At 27.5% G+C, this 20009-nt stretch carries 20 protein-coding genes; 2 read left to right on the forward strand and 18 right to left on the reverse strand.

The annotated features are described in order from the left end of the window. Positions 1 to 7: 7 nt before the first annotated feature. The 12 genes from TVTCOM_RS12490 to TVTCOM_RS12545 form a co-directional block, all read right to left on the reverse strand. The gene (locus TVTCOM_RS12490; protein WP_434796602.1) at positions 8 to 1006 is read right to left on the reverse strand and encodes a CAP-associated domain-containing protein; all 999 of its coding nucleotides are present in this window, start codon (positions 1004 to 1006) and stop codon (positions 8 to 10) included. Positions 1007 to 1082: 76 nt separating this feature from the next. Further along, positions 1083 to 1886 (reverse strand): MORN repeat-containing protein, encoded by an 804-nt coding sequence (locus TVTCOM_RS12495; protein ID WP_434796603.1) that lies wholly within the window; start codon positions 1884 to 1886, stop codon positions 1083 to 1085. Positions 1887 to 2086: 200 nt separating this feature from the next. Beyond that, positions 2087 to 2953, reverse strand: coding sequence for a YitT family protein (locus TVTCOM_RS12500; RefSeq protein ID WP_434796604.1), 867 nt, complete (start codon positions 2951 to 2953; stop codon positions 2087 to 2089). 168 nt (positions 2954 to 3121) lie between these two features. Beyond that, positions 3122 to 4075 (reverse strand): WG repeat-containing protein, encoded by a 954-nt coding sequence (locus TVTCOM_RS12505; RefSeq protein WP_434796605.1) that lies wholly within the window; start codon positions 4073 to 4075, stop codon positions 3122 to 3124. Between the two features lie 136 nt (positions 4076 to 4211). Then, positions 4212 to 5648, reverse strand: a complete 1437-nt coding sequence (locus TVTCOM_RS12510) for a tetratricopeptide repeat protein (RefSeq protein ID WP_434796606.1) — start codon at positions 5646 to 5648, stop codon at positions 4212 to 4214. Positions 5649 to 5848: 200 nt separating this feature from the next. Continuing rightward, on the reverse strand, positions 5849 to 7456 hold the full coding sequence (gene tnpC, locus TVTCOM_RS12515) for an IS66 family transposase (protein WP_434796259.1): 1608 nt from the start codon (positions 7454 to 7456) through the stop codon (positions 5849 to 5851). Positions 7457 to 7546: 90 nt separating this feature from the next. Beyond that, on the reverse strand, positions 7547 to 7897 hold the full coding sequence (gene tnpB, locus TVTCOM_RS12520) for an IS66 family insertion sequence element accessory protein TnpB (RefSeq protein WP_434796258.1): 351 nt from the start codon (positions 7895 to 7897) through the stop codon (positions 7547 to 7549). Then, positions 7891 to 8217 carry an IS66 family insertion sequence element accessory protein TnpA gene (tnpA, locus tag TVTCOM_RS12525; RefSeq protein WP_434796257.1) on the reverse strand — a complete coding sequence of 109 codons (327 nt, stop codon included), beginning with the start codon at positions 8215 to 8217 and terminating at the stop codon, positions 7891 to 7893. Before tnpA ends, tnpB begins: the two co-directional genes overlap by 7 nt. A gap of 167 nt (positions 8218 to 8384) precedes the next feature. Beyond that, on the reverse strand, positions 8385 to 9869 hold the full coding sequence (locus TVTCOM_RS12530; RefSeq protein ID WP_434796607.1) for a VanW family protein: 1485 nt from the start codon (positions 9867 to 9869) through the stop codon (positions 8385 to 8387). A gap of 29 nt (positions 9870 to 9898) precedes the next feature. Beyond that, positions 9899 to 11284 carry a UbiD family decarboxylase gene (locus tag TVTCOM_RS12535; RefSeq protein ID WP_434796608.1) on the reverse strand — a complete coding sequence of 462 codons (1386 nt, stop codon included), beginning with the start codon at positions 11282 to 11284 and terminating at the stop codon, positions 9899 to 9901. A 136-nt stretch (positions 11285 to 11420) separates the two neighbouring features. Beyond that, positions 11421 to 12185, reverse strand: a complete 765-nt coding sequence (locus TVTCOM_RS12540; protein WP_434796609.1) for a protein phosphatase 2C domain-containing protein — start codon at positions 12183 to 12185, stop codon at positions 11421 to 11423. A gap of 105 nt (positions 12186 to 12290) precedes the next feature. Beyond that, positions 12291 to 12638 carry a hypothetical protein gene (locus TVTCOM_RS12545; RefSeq protein WP_434796610.1) on the reverse strand — a complete coding sequence of 116 codons (348 nt, stop codon included), beginning with the start codon at positions 12636 to 12638 and terminating at the stop codon, positions 12291 to 12293. Positions 12639 to 12883: 245 nt separating this feature from the next. On the opposite strand from TVTCOM_RS12545, the gene TVTCOM_RS12550 reads away from it, so the two are divergent. Beyond that, on the forward strand, positions 12884 to 13399 hold the full coding sequence (locus TVTCOM_RS12550; RefSeq protein WP_434796611.1) for a peroxiredoxin: 516 nt from the start codon (positions 12884 to 12886) through the stop codon (positions 13397 to 13399). A 234-nt stretch (positions 13400 to 13633) separates the two neighbouring features. On the opposite strand, the gene TVTCOM_RS12555 is transcribed toward TVTCOM_RS12550, so the two are convergent. After that, positions 13634 to 14173 (reverse strand): hypothetical protein, encoded by a 540-nt coding sequence (locus tag TVTCOM_RS12555; protein ID WP_434796612.1) that lies wholly within the window; start codon positions 14171 to 14173, stop codon positions 13634 to 13636. A gap of 296 nt (positions 14174 to 14469) precedes the next feature. Between TVTCOM_RS12555 and TVTCOM_RS12560 the strand changes: the two genes are divergently transcribed. Then, the gene (locus TVTCOM_RS12560; RefSeq protein WP_434796613.1) at positions 14470 to 14640 is read left to right on the forward strand and encodes a hypothetical protein; all 171 of its coding nucleotides are present in this window, start codon (positions 14470 to 14472) and stop codon (positions 14638 to 14640) included. 215 nt (positions 14641 to 14855) lie between these two features. Here TVTCOM_RS12560 and TVTCOM_RS12565 read toward each other — a convergent pair whose 3' ends face one another. The 5 genes from TVTCOM_RS12565 to TVTCOM_RS12585 form a co-directional block, all read right to left on the reverse strand. Continuing rightward, the gene (locus tag TVTCOM_RS12565; RefSeq protein ID WP_434796614.1) at positions 14856 to 15629 is read right to left on the reverse strand and encodes a peptidoglycan recognition protein family protein; all 774 of its coding nucleotides are present in this window, start codon (positions 15627 to 15629) and stop codon (positions 14856 to 14858) included. A gap of 82 nt (positions 15630 to 15711) precedes the next feature. Continuing rightward, positions 15712 to 16059: a phage holin family protein gene (locus TVTCOM_RS12570; protein ID WP_434796615.1), complete on the reverse strand. Its 348-nt coding sequence runs from the start codon at positions 16057 to 16059 to the stop codon at positions 15712 to 15714. Between the two features lie 73 nt (positions 16060 to 16132). Then, complete coding sequence (locus tag TVTCOM_RS12575) at positions 16133 to 16312, reverse strand: MbeD/MobD family mobilization/exclusion protein (RefSeq protein WP_434796616.1); 180 nt, start codon at positions 16310 to 16312, stop codon at positions 16133 to 16135. 1 nt (position 16313) lies between these two features. Beyond that, on the reverse strand, positions 16314 to 18992 hold the full coding sequence (locus tag TVTCOM_RS12580) for a hypothetical protein (protein ID WP_434796617.1): 2679 nt from the start codon (positions 18990 to 18992) through the stop codon (positions 16314 to 16316). A gap of 24 nt (positions 18993 to 19016) precedes the next feature. Further along, on the reverse strand, positions 19017 to 20000 hold the full coding sequence (locus TVTCOM_RS12585) for a hypothetical protein (RefSeq protein WP_434796618.1): 984 nt from the start codon (positions 19998 to 20000) through the stop codon (positions 19017 to 19019). Positions 20001 to 20009 lie beyond the last annotated feature (9 nt).

Genomic DNA, 20009 nt, shown 5'->3' on the forward strand with positions numbered 1-20009 from the left:
CCTTGTATTAACCAAAAAAGTTTTCTGTGTAGTAAGTCTTATATTTTCCTCCAAATACAACTCCTACACCGATATATTTATAATTCCCCAAAATATTTTTTCTATGACCCTCTGAGTTCATCCATCCATTATGAACAAATATGGCACTTGTTTGACCAGCCGCAATATTCTCTCCTGCGCTTAAGTAAGTAATACCTTCTTTTTCCATTCTATCAAAGGGAGTTTCATTGTTTAAATTTATATGATCAAAAAAATCATTTTTTTTCATATCTTCACTATGTTTTCTAGCACATATACTTGCTTTTTCATCATAAACTAATCCATTCAAATCATTTTTATATCGTGTACTATTTACTAGGTCCATTATTTGGTACATAAAACTTTTTTCTATATCTTTATCTTCTCGAGCATATATATCTTTTATTTCATCTTCACAAGATTTTTCAATTATTTGATAAGCACAAATTTTATTTTTATTAAACTTATCATATAATACTGTAATATACTTTTTATTTTTATATATAACACTATACTCATCATTAGAGAATATTTCATATTTTATATTTCCCTTATTTTTATACTTTAATATTTTATAATTTTCTTTTATATATTTTATATCTTTGTTAATATAAATACCTTCATTTTCGCAAGAATCAATATTATTTGTAAATAAAGCTACTACTTTATTATTCTTTATTCCTATCATCACAAAATTTTCTTTATATGTATTGTAAACATACCAATTAAAATTATATTCACATTTATCTATTCTATTTGGCTGATTTATTTTTTTTATAACAGAATCTCTTGAATCACCTATTTTAATTTGTTTAAAGTTATAAACGTTTGTTGTAGCAGTTTCTTTATTATCATCATCTTCAATACTTATTTCTAAGTCTTTTTTTAAAAATTTTTCTTGTATTGTATTTCTAATTTCCATAAAATAACCTTCATTATAAAAAAATACTAGAAATATTACTAGAAATATAGATATTATTTTTTTCAAAATATCACCCCTTCAAATTAAAATGAAATAAAAAACAAGCTCCTTAGTATAAAAAAAGCTTTATCTTAAGATAAAGCTATAATTTAACACAAAATAATTCGTCTAAACTTCTTCCAAAAACAGAAGGCTTGTCAAATTTCCATGTTCCTTCATAAATTAGTTCTCCATTTAAATAAAAAGTACCTTGTCCATGTTTTTTTCCATGTACGAATTCTCCCTCGTATTTTTTATCTTCACTCCAAATATAAGTCCCTAATCCATGTATTAGGTTATTTTTCCATTGTCCCTCATAAATAAGATTTCCACTACAATCAAAACATTGGCCTTCACCATCTATCTTTCCTTCTTTAAACTCTCCATTGTATCTTACGTTGTCACTCCACGTAAATATACCTATTCCATGTTTTTTTCCTTCTTTCCATTCACCTATATACTCATCTCCATTAGAATAGCTCATTTGACCTACTCCATTCATTAAGTCATTTTTGAAATTTCCTAAGTATAGGTTACCATTTTCAAACTTGCATTCACCAATACCTTCTCTTAAGTTGTTTTCAAATTGGCCCATATATTCCATGATGACTTTACCGTCCTCATACATTATATAATAGCCTCTACCATGTAATTCATTTTTCTCTATTTTTCCTATGTACTTGTCTCCATTTGAAAAATAGTAAATCTTATCCTTGCTACATGAAAACTCGTCTTCTTTATTCAATTCTTCTTTTTCTACTAAATACATTTCTTCCTCAGTTGCTATTGCTTGTTTTTTTTCTACTTTTCTTTTCATACTTTCAACTGATTTAATTGTTTTTTTATAGGTATTAATTTCTCTTAAATAATCTTTATATATGTTAACAAAATCTTTCGATATACTCATCTTCATCCCCCATTTTCTCTATGGCATTTCTTATATATTATTATAAAGTAATAGAATTTTTTTTTCCATACTTACTTAGTTTTATAATTGTATATATACGTATTTTATTAATTCTTATACAGATTATAATATAAACTGTATATAAAAATTTCTATTTTTATTGTAAATTAATAAAAGCCAGAACATAGTCTGGCTTTACTTTATAAGTACTTTTCTTTAAATCCCTTACCCTTAACTTCATTTATATCATTAACTGAAATAAAAGCTCTATCATCATATTTTAATGCTATTTCTTTTATTTTTGGAATTTCTCTAGATAAAACTACACAATAAATAATTTTTTTCTTTTCATGAGTATATCCACCTTCTGCTTCTAAAAATGTTACTCCTCTAACTAAATTCTCCATAATCTCAGCCGCTATAGGTTCTGAGTTATTAGAAAATACCATAACTGCTTTTTCATCATTTAATGCATCTTTTATATAACTCATAACTTGAGCATTTATAAACATTGCAATTAAAGTATATAAGGCTAAATTTAATCCAAACAATAAAGAACTTACAGATACAATTGCTAAATTTATTCCGAAACTAGTAGTTTTCATTGCAATATTTAATTTATTCTTTAATATTGCTCCTATTATATCTGTTCCTCCAAGAGATGATTTTGTTCTAAATACTAATCCATTACCAATTCCACATAATATTCCACCATAAACACTTTGTAGTAGTATATCATCAATGGGAATAATATTTCCTACTTCTTGTGTTATACCAATAATTATAGAAAAAAGTATCATATTAATCAAACTTGTAATTAAAAAATCTTTTTCTAAAAATATAAATCCTAGAATAAAAATAGGTAAATTAATAAGGAACGTAATAAATCCAACATTTATATTAGATAAATAATTAATTGCTGTTGATACACCAGCTACTCCTCCACTTAACAAATGTGCCTGTCTTAAGAAACCATTTACACCAATGGACATAATTGTAATACCCACTATTATTATTGAGTACCTTACATAAATATTATCTTGCTCCATTGTATTGACCTTACTCATAAAACTCCCTCCAAATAAATAAAACGAATTATAATAAACATATTTCTTGTTTTTTACATTAATATATTATCATATTTCTTCTAATCATGCATGATTTATTTCATTTTTTTTTCAAAGGGAAATTTCGCATTCAATCCATTAGGGTTACAAATCCTCTATTTCTCATATTTATTTCATAGCTCCATTTATAATAAATTTTCCATTTTTATCAATATAGTTATTTTTACTTTCATTAATTTGAGCATATCCTTCTAAAAAATCAGATACAGATTTAAACACAGGTTGAATTGCCATTTCTCCCTCTTTATTGATAAAGCCCCAATATCCTTGTGAAAAATGTCCTTTTTTTACATTTACCCTTGCTAATCCTTCATTAAAACTATATGCATAATCAAATTTTGTATCAATAACTAATTTGCCTAATTTATCTATATATCCCCATTTATTATCAATGCATACAGGAGCCAAACCTTCTTTAAAGCTTTTTGCTTTATCATATAAATAGTCAATTACTAATTTTCCATTTTTATCTATATATCCCCACTTATTATCTTTTCTAACACTAGCTAAATTTTCTGAAAAGTCAGACCCCATAATAAAATCTCCATCTATTATTATGTTCCCACTTTTATCAATATAACTATATCTATTTTTAATTTCTACTAATGCTCTTTCATCATAAAAGTTATTTACATAAGAAAAAATAGGATCTATAACCATAGCTCCTTGATTATTTATATATCCCCACTTTTTATTTAATCGAACTCCACAAAGTCCTTCATTAAAGTTTAAAGCTGCCCTATATAAAGGTTTTATCTCCTGTTCCAAATTAACATTAAAAAATCCATACTTGCCATCTATTCTAATTTTTGATAACCCATCACAAAAATAATTTGCGCTTTCAAGCTGCAAAAAGAAATTTGTAACTCCTTTATTATCTATATATCCAAAAACCCACTTTGTATTATTTCTTATTTTTTTTATATAAGTAACAATGCAGTAGCCTTCTTTAAACCGACTAGAAACATAGTTATATTTGGGCTTAATAGCCATATTATACTCACTATCAATAAACCCATACTTACCATCTCTTAGTATTGGCAAAATCAACTCCCTACTCATCCAATCTCTCCTAAAAATAATAATCTTTACTATATCTTATTATTTTTTCAACTTACATATACTAAAATAAAAAATACCATATCAACTAAAAAAGATATAGATTAAATAATTTTAACCTATATCTTTCTATATCTTATTATTTTTTCAAAATATTTTTTACTTTTTCCGTTACAAGGTAACTACTATCTGGATCTTCATATCTTAATGAATAGAAGGAATCCTTTGATTTTTGCAATTGATTATTTTCATAGTATAACATTCCCATTCTATAATAAGAATCATCAAAATATTCATAGGATTTATTAAATGTGTTAACATATCGTTGATAATAAGATATAGCTTCATTATCTTTGTTTAATTTTTCATAGCATAAACCTGATTGATAAATAGATGACGATTTAAAAGTTCCATTTTTACTGTTTTCAATTGCCAATTTAAAATATTTTAAAGCATTTTTATAATCTCCAGCATTTTTATATGAAATCCCCTTCATAAATAAAGCGTCTTCACCTTGCTTTATTAATTTAGCATCTTCTGCCTTTTGTTTTGCATCATCCAGTTCACTATTTGTTTTTTCTAAATCTTCTTCTTTTTTAGATATTTCATTTTCTTTCTTTTCTAATTCCTCATCTTTAGTACTTAACTCATTTTCTTTTTCAGTAATTGCGTCCTGCTTCTTACTTAATTCATCATGAAGCTTGTCTAATTTATTCTTGCTGTATATTGCTGTAGCTCCTATAACTACTATTAATAATCCAACTATAATGTAAGCCATATTTTTCTTTTTGCTTAGTATATTTTTATGTTCTTTTAATTTTTCAATTTGTTTATTTTCTTTTTTAACTACTGCCACAGAAAATTCTTCTTCATTTATAGGATCATGATCTTTATCAAATAAATGATTATCTGCATCTACAAATCTAAGTCTATCTAATAATTCTTCCTTTTCTTTAGTTTGACCCATTTTCTCATATAATAATATTAATATTACATATGGTTCAATAAGTTCAGGATCTTCTAATATTAAAGAATCAAATATTTCCATAGACTCTTCATTCATTTCTTCATTGATAAATCTAATAGAGTGATTATACCTTTCTAAGAATACTTTGAATTTTCTTGAAGATAATTTATCTACATATTTTCTTGATAATTCGTTATTTCCATAACATTGAGCTGTATAAAAACTTTCAAAAGCTTTTGCAAAGTCACATTTTAATAATTTTAAAAGACCTCTTAAGTTCAAAATATCTTCATCTTTAGGATTAAGTTTTAATGCTTCATCTACCAATCTAATAGCTGTTGTTATATAACTTTTTTGTGCTAACTCCAATGCATTATTGTACTTATTAAAAGACTCTAGTTTTATTTCCTTTGGCAGCACATTCGTATGAGATTTTAATTCCTGCTGTAAATTAAGTATGGTTTCATCTTTATAATTTGATGTAACATAAGACTGTTTTAATGCCTTTAAAGTTTCATTATTTTCATTTTCATCTTCATCTATCTCAAAAAAAGTATAGTCACTATTTTTTTCTTCAATTAAGTCTATATTTAAAATTTTTCTAGGCATATTATCTATGTCTATTCTAATCTCTTCTCCTAAAATTTTAATCTCCTCCCTTACATTTCATATAGTCTAAGATATCACATTTGTTATATTAAGTCAAAAAATTATGTATCTACAGTTATTTGTAAGCGTAAAAGATTTAACGCCTTGAAATATAAGAGGCAATAACTGATATTGTATTAAAATCAGTTATTGCCTCTATATTATTTATTTTCTATTTTAAGATTTTCTGGCAGAGTTGCCGACCAAGGCATTAGCTCTAATAATTTTTCTTCTGTTAATGTTTCATGTTTTGACATATTATCCATCAAATAAAGCAGATACTTTTCTGCAACAAGATCGTAGCTTTTAGCAGTTTCAATAATACTGTACAGAGTAGCACTTGCTTTTGCACCTTTTCCAGTATTAGCGAATAGCCAGTTCTTCCTTCCAATTACAAATGGCTTAATAGCCCTTTCAGCCGCATTATTATCTATTTCCAATGCTCCATCCTCAAGTACTCTTCTCATTCCAGGTAAAACTTTTTTACTATATTCTAGAGCTTTCCCTAACGGGCTTTTAGGCAATGCATCTTCAATTTCATCTGATACATATTTTTCAAATTTATGTAAAATGGATGATAACTTTTCTTTTCTATATTTATATCTAATTTTGAAGAAATCTTCATCTTCACCATAATCTTTTCTCAAGTCTTTTTCTAATTTATATATTTCCTCACAATAATTAAACCCTATGATTGCACGTGATTTTTTCAAGGCTTCATTATTTAGGGTTGATACGATATCATAATATTTTCTTCGGATATGCGCTAAACAATAAAGTCGTTTAGCATCACTGACGCTATTGTATCCGTTATATCCGTCTGTCTGAAGAAATCCAGAATAACCATTCAAAAATGATTTTGGATAAGAACTAGATCTAGTTTTCTGATATTCATATAAAATAATAGAGTTATCATTTCCTCCTGTTTTATATAACCACATATAACATTTAGATCTTGATTCTTTTCCCTTTGCATCAATTACCACCAAGCTCGTTTCATCAGCTTGTATATAATTTGATTTTAATAATTCCTCTTTCATTAAATCATATACAACTTGAAATTCCTTAGCAGAACTTATTATCCAGTTAGACAAGGTTTGCCTAGATAGATTAGCCCCTAACATCTTGAAATAATTTTCTTGTCTATATAATGGAAGTGAATATAAATATTTAAGACATATAGCATGAGCTACTATTTCATTAGATGCCATGCTTTTATGTAAAAAAGTTTTTGGTGTTTTAGCACAAACTATATTTGCTTCTCCTGTTTTTTCTTCACATGATTTACAAGCATAGCTGTATGTTATATGCTTTTCAACATAAAGTTTCGCGGGTTCATACTTTAGAATATCTTTTTCTTTTTTTCCTATCTCAACTAAAGTCGAATGACATTCATTACAAATGGCTTCGCCTTCCTCAAGTCTATGTTCTATTACAACTACTTCTAAATTAGATAAATTCTCTTTTTTACCTATATTTGAAGTTGATTTTTTTCGAGTATAAGTTATTTCCTCTATTTCAGGCTCAGCTACTTTTAAGTCACTTTCTTTTTCAGCCTCATTAAATAGAGATAATTGGTTTGAATCTACTTGCTCACTAGATTTCCCAAATATCTTCTTATTTTTATTTAAAATATGACCTTTTAAAATTTCTACCTCTTTTTTCAAACTATCTATTTCTTTATCTTTAGATTCAATCTCATTTTCCATTTTAGTAATTAATTTTTTTGTATTCTCATCCAATTCTTTTTCTAAAACTATATCCTGCATATTATAACCCCTTATATTCTTAAATATAATATAATTGTACTATAAAATCGTTGAAAATTCAGTTATTTAGGAGTATTTTGATCATTCTATTTAGTATGTATTTTTCTGAATTACAGGCTTAAATTTGGAAGATGTTCTAACTTCATATCCTTTAAGAAGCCAACTTAATTCTTCTTTATTTACTGTTAATGCTTCTTCTTTAGTCATAGGCCATTTTAATTTATTGTTTTCAATTCTGTGATAGTATAACCAAAATCCTTCGTCAAAGTGGAGGATTTTCAGTCTATTTTGTTGTCTATTACAAAAAACAAATAATGCCTTTTCAAAAGGATCTAGTTTTAATTGGTTTTGTACTGCAATTACTAAGCCATCAATGCTTTTTCTCAAATCTGTTACTCCACATGCTAGATATACTTTATCAACTTCATTTAGATTTAACATGAATTTGAAAGCTCCTTTATTATTGTAGTTAAAAGCGTAGCTTCGCTAGGTGGAATATGAATAGTTACATTGTTTATTTCAATTTTTATATAACTAGAAAGAGTATCTACTTCTTTAGTAGTTATTGGGGTAGCTACTTTAACTAATTCCACCTCACAAAAAGTAGATGCTACAGGTTGCTGAACCTTTCTTTTTCTATGATAATAGAATTGACTTTTAGAGATTTTATTTTCTTCACAGAAATTTGTGACAGAACCGTCATATGAGTTGAATTTTTCAAGTATTTCAGCCCATTGATCTGGGCTATTTTTTACATACATAAGGTTAGCCTCCATATTTAATATTTTATATTTATATTTTAGCTAACCTTTTACTTGTAATATAGGTAGAAATTCTTTTACGCTTACAGTTATTTTGTATAATTTTATTTTTAAATATATTATATAATTTGCAAATAAAAAGACCTAGACTATACTAGGCCTATAATTTACTCTTCCTCTACAGGTATCTTTTCCTCTTTCTTATCATTATCAGTAGTAGTGTTACTTTCTCCAATATTATCTTCATCCTTATCATTAGCAGAATTATCATTAGTAGAGTTATCATTAGTAGAAGAATTATTCTCTTCTTTTTCAGGAGATTTCTCCTCTTTTTTTGTTCCTATTGCCACAACTTGTTGCTTAGATGGATAAAAAGAAGTTGCTACCTTTTCTGTTTTTACTTCTTTTCCATTTTCATCATAATAGATTCTATAAGTTGATACTGTAAAAGAGTTTCTTCCTCGTTCTAATATTTTTTCTTTTCCTCTTTCTAATGTTGGATCTTTTTCTTCTTTAGTTGGAGCTTTAGTTACCTTATCTATACTTGTACTAATTTTTATATTTTGTTTGTTTTTATTGTTTCCATAAACATGGCAAGTGATTACTCCATTGTTGTAGTAATTTTTAATATATATTGGTTGATTATAATCATTCTTAAAAACAAAATCTAATCCACTATCAGATACAACAGCATCCCTACCCTTATCTACATAACTTGATGGTATAGAATGATTAGATACCTTTACTATATCAAGACCTGCATATAAAACTGCATTATATAAAGTTGTAGAAACTTGGCATACTCCACCACCTACACCTTGTACAGCTTCTCCACTAACAATTACCGTTGCATTTTTATATCCATTTTTAACTGTTCTTAATCCTGTATGCTTGTTATAAGAGAACTCTTCTCCAGGCATTAACAATACACCACTTGTTCTCTCTGTTGCTATTTTAATATTTTCAATTCTGCCAGGACTTACATCAGATAAAACTGTTTGATAACTTCCAAGTAGAGTATTTATATCTTTTAAATCTTCTTTTTTAATTTTAGGTTCAACTTTTGTAACAACTAAACTTTCTTCAAATAATCCTTCTTGTAAAGATTTTTTTAAGTTAGTTAACGTAGAATTAATATCAACTTGTAATCCTGCTTTTTCTTCACTAACTTCAATATTATTATCGAACACTTTTAAATTTGCATTTTCCATGTTTACGTTTATCTCTTTTGATATTTTTTCAAGCTCTGAAGTTAATTTTGCTTCATCACAATCAACAACTAAATTTATATAATTTTTATTACCTAAAGTAGATTTTAACGTGCCAACTATATTTGAAAAAATATTTTTGTTTCTATTAACATCATAAGCATTGTCTACCGTTTTATCTATATCGTAATTTGTATTTATATCCTTTGGATTAACATCCCATTTTTTATCATTATATTTAAATGTTATTGTATCAATTTCACATTCACTTAATATTTTGTTTTTTGCATCTTCCTTGCTTAGATTGCCTACATTAACATCTTTAATGTAAGTATTTTTAGCTATTTTATTGTTATTAATTTGTATATAACCAAATCCGAAGGTCAAAATTAAAATACTACTTAATATAATAATAGCTAGATTTATTCCTTTTAAATTCTTCATTATGTGTCTCCTTGTTGTATTACTTCTGTTTAAACATGTTGCACTTTGTCTTTTGTTAAATTATAAATGGTTTTGTCATAAATATTAACCATATATATTTCTTTAGGTTTAAACCAACCTGTCTTAACCATAAAATAATAGTATATATTACCATTTCTGTTTATCATATTTTTTACTTCATCATTGCTATATTTTTCTTGTTTATCTTCATCTAATAATTCTATACTATTGTATTCTTTTTCATTTTCTTCTAACTTATCTTCTAATAATGATTTAGCCTCATCTTTATTTACAGAAAAAATTATTTGTCCACTATCTTCGTCTATTTTAAAGTATGCATCGCTATAGTTACAATTATAACCTTTTTTGTTTGATTTATATGAATATAATTGCTTAGTCTCAGTGTCAATTAATACTTCATTTATAACTTTATCATTTTTTGTAACTTCGCCATAGTAATACCTTTTTCCATTTACAGTTTGTAAATAAGATACTACAGATAAATCATTTTTACTTTCATTACTTCTTCTTGATATTAAGCTTATAATATCGTTACTTGTCATAGTGTAATTAGAAACATATTTATTATATTCTTCTATTAAATCGTTTATTTCCTCTTCATCATAGTATGGACTTAGGTAACTTAAATATTTCAATGCTTCCTCATACTTTCCTTCATTTGCTAAACTTTTAGCTTGGCTAATATAATAATTATACATGACTTTTATACTTTCTTTCTTTGCGTTTTCTGCCAAAGCATAATATTTTTCATCCTCTTTAAGCACTTTATCGTATGACTCTATTGCTTCATGGTATTTTTTTATAGACTGATTTTTAGTTCCTTCTTTATATATTTGTCTTGATTCATAAAGAGATTTTATATGTTGTTTATACTCATCTAATCCTTCGTCAATACCACTTAAAGAAGACGTTATTTGTAAAAATGAAGATGCTGATTCATAAGTAATATTTTCTTCTTTATACATTTCATCTACCCTTTTTCCTATGTCTATTAAATTTACTGGGTCAATACTTATAGTGTTTAGTGCATTAACTATGTTTACAAGTCCCATATATTGTTCTTTTGTCACCTGACCATTAATATACATATCTGCACTGTTTATAAGTAATGCAGATAATTTCTTAGATACTTTTTTATTAAATCTACTCATCTTAGAATCAGAAAATTCTTTTTCTATATCATCATAGTAATTCTCAGCCATAGTATACTGTCTATCTTCTATATATGTAATTAAAGTATTTACTTCATTATTTATATTGAAATTATCACTACTAAAATAAAGAACTATGAGTAAAAGTAATAAAGTCAATGCTGAGAATGAAATTCTTACTATATTTCGTCTATTATCATATATTAAATTAACTACTTTATCATATAATTCCTTAAAATTCATTATTTTTTCCTTTCTTAAATTAATTTTTCCATAAACAAACTTTTATTAATTATAACATAAATGTACATATTTTTCATTTTTTCATTCATATTGCTAAAAGATCAACATACCTCAATAATACACTAAACTTACATATTTAGAACAAAACATTCACAAAAATTATACTTATATCATCTAAACAACCATTTTTGCTTAAATCACTTAATTCCTTATCATAATTTTTCTCTAACTTCATTTTTGAAAATATATTTTTATTGTACTTTATCAATGTATTATCTATATCATTTACCATACTTTTATATGAAGTAAAGCTATTTTCAAAGCCGTCAGAATAGATTATTATGTTACTTATATTCATTTCATTTTTTATAACTTTATAAATCATTTTATCGTAAGCTTTTTCCTCTGCTAAACAGTCAACTATATTTTTATTGTATGAAGGTAAAACTTTTTTAATATTATCATCTTGTTTAATTAAAATATCTCCATCACCAAGTTTTAAATAAATTATATATTCATTTTTAATCATAACCCCTAGCAAAGTAGTTCCGTATACGAAATAGTTATATTTAAATACCATGGGAAGGCTATTTTTCATGTTTTGTTCAACTAACATTCTCCAACCTTTACAAATTTCTTTTTGTAATGTTTTATTATCTAATAAAGTTTTAATTTTACTAATATCTTCATCTGCATATTTTTTTAATATTTCAATTGCCACCTCACATGCAAACTTAGATCCTAAATGGCTATTAATAAAAAAATCACCACTATGACCATCTGCTACAGCACATATTAATCCATCTTTTATATTTTCAAATTTCAAATAATCTTGCGATGATTTATTTTTAATTATATTTTTGTATCCTACCACACTTTTACTAAAAACCGAAAATTTCATCATTAACCTCCTTAGTCAATTTACTCTTATAAAATAATATGTTTTAAATATAAAAAAACCGCAAATTTATTAAAAATAAATTGCGGTTTATTTAAAGTCTCTTAACTAAGATATTCTTTTTCTCTTTCTATGAATAGCTCTTTGTGTTTTTCTATCAGTTTTAGCAGGAACACTTTTCTTAGATATCTTAATAGGTTTTGCAATAATTTGTTCCCATTTAAACGCACATAATATTAGAGATGAACATACTGTAACTAATCCAGCTAATATTAAATAATAACTAAACCTTATATTTACACCTAGTATTGCATTAACTATAACTAGTGTTAATACCACAGGACAACAAACAACTGCCGACTGTGCTGTAATCTTTAACGTTCTTTCCCCTATTTTTCTTATGTGATCAAACATATTTATGCTCTTTCCTATTAACCTCTTAAATGTTTTTTTCATGCCCCTCACCTCAACTTTATATATATTTATAAAAATAACATTATATCTATAATAATAACAAACTTATACAATATTGGCAATGTTTATAGAATATATTGTAGAAAAAAAAGTTATTTTATAATCTTGTGAAAACTAATTGTTAAATATATAACATTTTAATAGTAAATATCTTAAATTAGTAACATTAAGTCTTAATAATTAATAAAATAAATAGATATATAATTCTTTTTAACGAGGTGATTTTTATGGCATGTCTTCCAAACTTAGGAGAAAAGGCCCCAAACTTTAAAGCAAATACTACATTTGGGCCCATAGAACTTTCTGATTATACTGGAAGTTGGTTAGTACTATTTTCTCATCCAGGAGATTTTACTCCTGTATGTACTAGTGAATTTATAGCATTTACAAACTTAGCTCCAGAGTTTGAAAAAAGAAATACTAAATTATTAGGACTTAGTGTTGATAGCAATACGTCTCACTTAGCTTGGGTATATAATATTTTACAAATTACAGGAATAACTATACCTTTCCCAATTATTGAAGATCGCGATATGAAAATATCAAAACAATACGGAATGATTTCCGAAGAAATGAGTTCTACATCAACTGTAAGAACTGTATTTATAATAGATGATAAACAAATTCTAAGAACAATACTTTATTATCCACTTACTACAGGAAGAAATATTCCTGAAATACTTAGAGTTGTAGATGCTTTACAAACTTCTGATAAGTGTAAGGTAGTTACTCCAGCTAACTGATTACCAGTTCTAGTGTAACTGCAAAATTATACATAGAAAATTAAGTACTAAAATAGTTTATCCATTTACTATTTAAGAAATCTAATTTTATGAAGAATAAATTAAAAGCTAGTAAGGATAATTCCATACTAGCCTTTTCATTTACAAATTTTTAATACTTAACATATATTAAAATTATAGACACACTCTAGGAATTTTATACATATAAATTAATTATAATTTTCTGTTTTAAATTTATTTCCAACTTATAGCCTCTGCTAAGCAATCAGTATTAGTTGCTGGTCTTACATATCTTTGGTATGTTACAGTAACACTTCTGTTTGCAGCAGCAGCTTTACTTAAAACATTATAACTACGTACAGTCATATTTCCATATGTATCTACAGCTGCCACATATCCTAGATATTTACCAGCTATGTAGCCTGTTGCTCCAGCTATCTTTCCTGTAAGAAGAGACATAAATTCACAGGTAATTTTGTATGCTGCATCACCTACTTTTCCTACAGATGTGGCTTTTTTAGCCATATAAGCCATATTTTTAACTTGTTTAGCTGTATATTTAACTTTATAAGTTCCTGATTTTGTCCATGCTGCACTTGGACTAGGTCCACCTCCAAGATATATGCCGATTTCTGAGTTATCATTAACAACTGAATCTAAATCATCAGTTGTTGTGTCTACTTCACTAGCATATACAGGACATCCAATAGTATTAAATAACATTAACCCCATTAACGCCAACGATGTCACTTTTAAAATAAATTTTTTCTTCACTTCTATTTACCCCCTATTATAAATTTAATATAACGATAAAATCCATATAAATTTATATATTGCAGTGTTACATATAGACGGGCATAATTTTATTATAATAAACAATATTTAGCAACTATAAATAAGGAGGTGGCACTTATCAAACATGAAGCTAAAGAATATACATTATGGTTTATAATCATAGTAATATTAGTATTAATTGGATATCTATTAGAATATATTAAATTATTTTCAAATTTAGGTTCATTACCATATTCAGTATTATTACCATACTTTGCAATCGGTGGTAATATTATATGGGAAACTTACAAAGAAAAAAAGATGAAGGAAGTTATAATAAAGGCGGTTATTCTGGTAGTGTTTATTATTTGGTTGTTAAAGTATTCTCTTTAACAACTCTTAAATTTAATATAATAACAAAGGAGATGGTTTGTTGTCCATCTCCTTTGTACTTTATTCACCTTTAACAATATGTACATTTTTTTCAAATCTATATTCTCCGATAATTTTAGAATATAATTTTCTTCCTTTACATGATTTGTAACTTTATTTATTCATATTAGCATATCCGGTGTAATAACAGTTAGTCTTTAAAGCACATACATTTTGATTCATCTGACAGTCTTAATGAATAATAGATTAAAAGTTTGCTAACGAAGATACACATTATTATCTTTGTTATTTATAATAATGTTATATACTTATTGCTAGTATTTATGTAACCCATATCACCTTCTACCCATATGCTAGCCCAGCCATTATAAACATATCCTACCTCTACTATAGCTCCTTCTTTAAGTACAAATTTAACTTTAGCTAGATTACCATTTTTATCTGGTCTAGCTTCTCTTACATTTAAAGTATTACTTATAACTTTATATTTTTTGTTATAATCGCCGTTTAGCAATTGTTTATATTGTTTAGTAGTTAATAGATTAGTAAACCAATCCCAAGTAAGCCCTGAGTATTTCTTATTTAACATATAAGATGGACAGTTCTTTTTTGTCCAGTCATAATGTCTATATACTTTTTTTATACCAAGTTCTGATTTTAATATTTTTACTAACTCTGCAGTATTTTGGTAAGCTTTCTTTTGTTTTTCTTTATCTTTCGAATATTGGCAGATTTCTATTCCTATAGAGGTCTTGTTACCTGTTGCATCTCCAGCATGCCAACATGTTCTTAATAAATTAACACATTGTCTTATATTATCTGCATCTACAGTTATTTGAAAACTTGCCTTTGCTCTTGTTGTATCAACATTTGCATTTGATAATGACTTATATATAGTCTTTGCACTTACATCAGGACAATCTGTTTCGTGTATTGTAATTGATGTAGGTTTATAACTCACATATGGTATTGCATGACCAGCCTTTAATAAATCTGTGCTTATTACTGTAGCATATCCTATTTTTATTCCATTTTTTATTACTCCATTAGTTATTTTACTCATATTTTTACCTTCTTTTTCTTATTTTTTATTAAATTAAAAAGTGACTTGTCTATGATCTAAACAAAGTCACTTTATTTTTTAACTAATTATTTAATTTATCAACTTTATCTGCTCCAACTTCTAAAGTTCTTTTTATGCTATTTGGAACCCATACATCTAACCTTACTAAGTTTTCTATGATACTAAGTCCCTCTTTAAAAATAAACCCTATAATAAATGTTCCTATGTACGCACTAATTTGAGGTATAAAATAATCTAAGGCTATAAATATACCAAGAACTATACACTCACCAAAGCTTCTAAACATTCCTTCACTACATCTCCTTGATTTTAATCCTCCTTCCTTAGCAGCTGCTAATATTCCTGCAATAAAGTCTACTGATATTCCTACAAAAAATACTTTAAATAATACTTCTAATGTTATTTCCATGTTGTCTCTTTCTCCTTTTTATAAATAAATTTGTATTAAAAAAGAAGGTATTTCTACCTTCATTGTCTTTTTCTTATTGGACCATTTCTGGCAATGGTTCTAATTGTGTTTCTAAATCTTCTATTTTTTCATTTAAACTTTCTACATGTTTACTTAATTGAATTATTTGAGCCTGTAACATTACATTCTCTTTTTCTTTATCACCCATTTTTTTAGTGAATATTTCTATTATTTCATTTATATCTAATTGCATATTATATACTTTCTCCTATTCGTTTTTCTAATTCTTCTATTTTAAACATTGCATGTTGCAATGCTCCAATTGCTACATTTAACAATTGTGTTTGGTTGATGCTTAGTTTTGAATTTTCACCTTGTTCATTCATTTCCACTGCATCTTTGTAGTTGACTACTAATTGTCCTAACTTATTGTCAGTTCCATCTATGTTTACAAGTAAGTCTTGAGCGATGGCAGATATTTTTTCATCTTCAATATCATCACCAATGTAGTTGTACTGTGCAAGTAAATAATCATCTTTCATAAATTTGTACATGTCTGCATTACTAAAACATGTAGCATCTTTATTTACATACTTTATGTTTTCTTTATAGTTTCTATCAGATGTCGTACTAACCCCATTTTTTGAATACACGATATTCCAACTGTAAGTTGTACTTCCAAGTCTTACTGTACCATTTTCATGTGGGTCAAAATAATAGTTACCACTAGAACTTCTATATCTAATCCTAGATGCTATTGTTCCAGTATAGTCTATATTTGCACTATCACATGCAAGAATCAATTCACCTGTACTTCTTATTCCTGGTGAAGTTACTCCACCATTTGCATCTATCATATCAAAATATCCATTATTAAATCTCCATGAAGATGTTCCTATTGAACTACTTCCACCAGACGTATATGGAATAATACCATTAGTAGTTGTTCTTATCCAGTTAGAAGTAGTGCCATCAGGAAGTCCTAATCCATAATAGCCATTTGCATTTACTGCCCTAAATGTTCCTATTTCTGCAGTTGACCAAGATACATTTGCAGAACCATTTACAGATTTTGCTGTATTACCTATAGTTAAGTTTCTAGCTGTTCCCCAGTTAGCTGTTGTAATATTTCCACTACCATTGAAACTAGTTCCGTTTATAGTTCTAGCTGTTTGTAGTGTAGATGCTGTAGTTGCATTACCACTTAAAGAACCAGTAATTGTACCATTTACAGTTAAATTTGCATCTATTGTTGTATTTACACCTAAATAGTTAGTATAATAGCCATTAATATCTTTTCTTCCCAAGTCAACGATATATAATCCATCTTGTCTTCTCATAAAAATATTATCTATAGCAAGATTCATTACAGATGTTCCGGTACCACCATTTTCAAATAAATTAATATATTTTGGAGCAATTTCTGATTCGTATTGAACTTCTCCACTTTGTAGAGCAGAACCAGTAATAACACCATTAACAATTTGCGTAGTATATTGATATACTCCTGAATTAGCTATAGTAGTTACACTCGAACCAGTTATTGAAGCTCCAGTTATATTTCCATTTGCTTCAACTTTAAATGTAGGATTAGTTTCTGCATTTTGAATTACTGTACCTATAATTCTTCCAGAAGTTAATGTTTTTCCCGTAAGTGTTGCAACATCTATTTGATCAGCTTTAATAGTTCCTGCTAATACTCTACTGGCATCCAATGTTCCTGTTTTGATATTCGCACCATTTATCTCTGTGCCAACTGACCAAGTTTGTGTTAAATAGTCTTGCTCTGTACAAGCATAACCATTGCATCCTGCAAACTGTATAGTTTTTACAGTATTTGTTTCACTAGACCAGTTTGCTAATAAATATCCAGATATTTCTTTAAATGTTTTTTGTGTGTTAGGAACTTTAAATACTTTTTTTGCTGTATACCAAGTATTTGTTGTTACAGTTGGGAAAATAGTTTTTAAACTTAAAGTAAGTCTATCGTAAGTTCCATCTGTATAATGTATATCTAGTAACATACATGCTCCTGCAGGATTTGTACCACTTGTTAATCTGAATTTTGATTCAAGACCAATATATTCTATTCCATCTAGACTCAATCCACTATTAAAAAAACTTTTTTGTAGATATGCTCCCATTTGAGTAGTAGCAACATCAACTTGATATTGTAGAACATTTCTTGAATCTACTAAAACTTTTGTACCAACACTTGATGACCAAGAACTTATTCCTAAAGGATAAGTCGATGTCCAATTTAAGAAATTAGGATTTATTGAAAAACTATCTCTTGATTGAATTTTTAATTTATCTGCTGAGATAGTTCCAGAAGCAATATTACTAGCAGTTATAGTATTACTTGCTATTTCACTTGATGTAATTGTAGCTGCTTTTATTTCATTCGCAGTTATTGTTTCTGCAGCAATATTATTAGCAGTTATAGTTTTTGCTGCGATTTTATTTCCAGTTACTGCTTCTGCTAATATTTTATCACTTATTATTGCATTAGCTGCTATTTTATCTGCTCCTATTGCATTAGCTGCTATTTTATCTGCACTCACACTATTTGTTGCTAGATTTGATGCACTTATAGTTCCAGCTACTATTTTATCTCCAGTTATTGTATTTGCAGCAATAGCATTAGCTGTTATAGTTCCTGGAACTAATAAATCTCCAGGAACTATAGTAGCAGTGGGCACTGTTGTTGATATACCACCCTTATTTAAAAATATTAAACAGTCATCATTTCCTAATGTTGGAAATACATTACTAACAACTAAATTGTTAGGATAAGTAGGTGTCCAATATGCATATGTTGCATTTGTATATCCATTAACAATTGCATAAGTTACACCCTTATATGTCATATTTAAATTTGACCATTGAATACATCCTGCGGAAGGTGTGTTATTTTGTATTGTAAAACTCATATGAGTTCCTACTTTCTTTTAATTTTAAAATATAATATGGGCAGCTATATTTAATTTATCTGATGCAACTGCTCCGGCTCCTATTTGAGTACCTGTTACAGCACCAGCCGCAATAGCTGTAGAACCAACAGCTCCAGCTGCTATAGCTGCAGAAGTTACTGCTCCAGAGGCTAAATTAGTACTTGAGACAGCTCCTGAGCCTATTTTGCCAGATGTAACTGCTCCAGATGCAAGTTGTGTAGCTGTAACAGCGTTTGCTGCAATAGCTGTAGAACCAACAGCTCCCGATGCTATAGCTGTAGAAGTTACAGCTCCACTTCCTATTTTTGTACTTGTTACAGCTCCTGAGCCTAATGCATTAGCATCTACAGCTCCAGCTGCTAAGTTTGATGTTGAAACTGCTCCACTTCCAAGTTTTCCAGAAGTTATAGCTCCAGAAGCTATTAAACCACTATTAATTGCTCCAGAAGCTATTTGTAACGTTCCAATAGCACCATTTTTTAATTCTCCACCAGATAAAGAACCATTAGCTATCGCTGCTCCATGAGTAAGTTTACCACTACCAATTACTGTTGAATGCATACCTCCGTCATTTATAAACACAAGTACATCATCTTCTTCTAAAGTTGGTTTTGTATCTGATACTTGATATACTGTTTTATCTGTAGCAGAAAAATCCCACCAAACATATTTCTTGTTTGTACTTCCATTTACTATTGTATAATTGACTCCTTTGTATACTATATTACAATCAGTCCATTGAATTGAACCAGTAGTTGGCTTGTTATCTTCTATAACATATCCATCTAACATATGACTTGCTAAATTTAAATCTCTTGAACTTATTTTAGAAATAGTATTATTAATTTTATCAAATTCTTTTGCATACAACGTTTCTAGTCTATAAGTTACATCGTGTAATATAGATTTTAATTCACTATCTAATATGTCTTTTACTACTTTCTCTATTTCTGTGTCTTCTTTTCTTTTCTTTTTAAAAAATAACATAATTTAATA

It is taken from the genome of Terrisporobacter vanillatitrophus (assembly GCF_051148895.1).
Lineage (GTDB): Bacteria > Bacillota > Clostridia > Peptostreptococcales > Peptostreptococcaceae > Terrisporobacter > Terrisporobacter vanillatitrophus.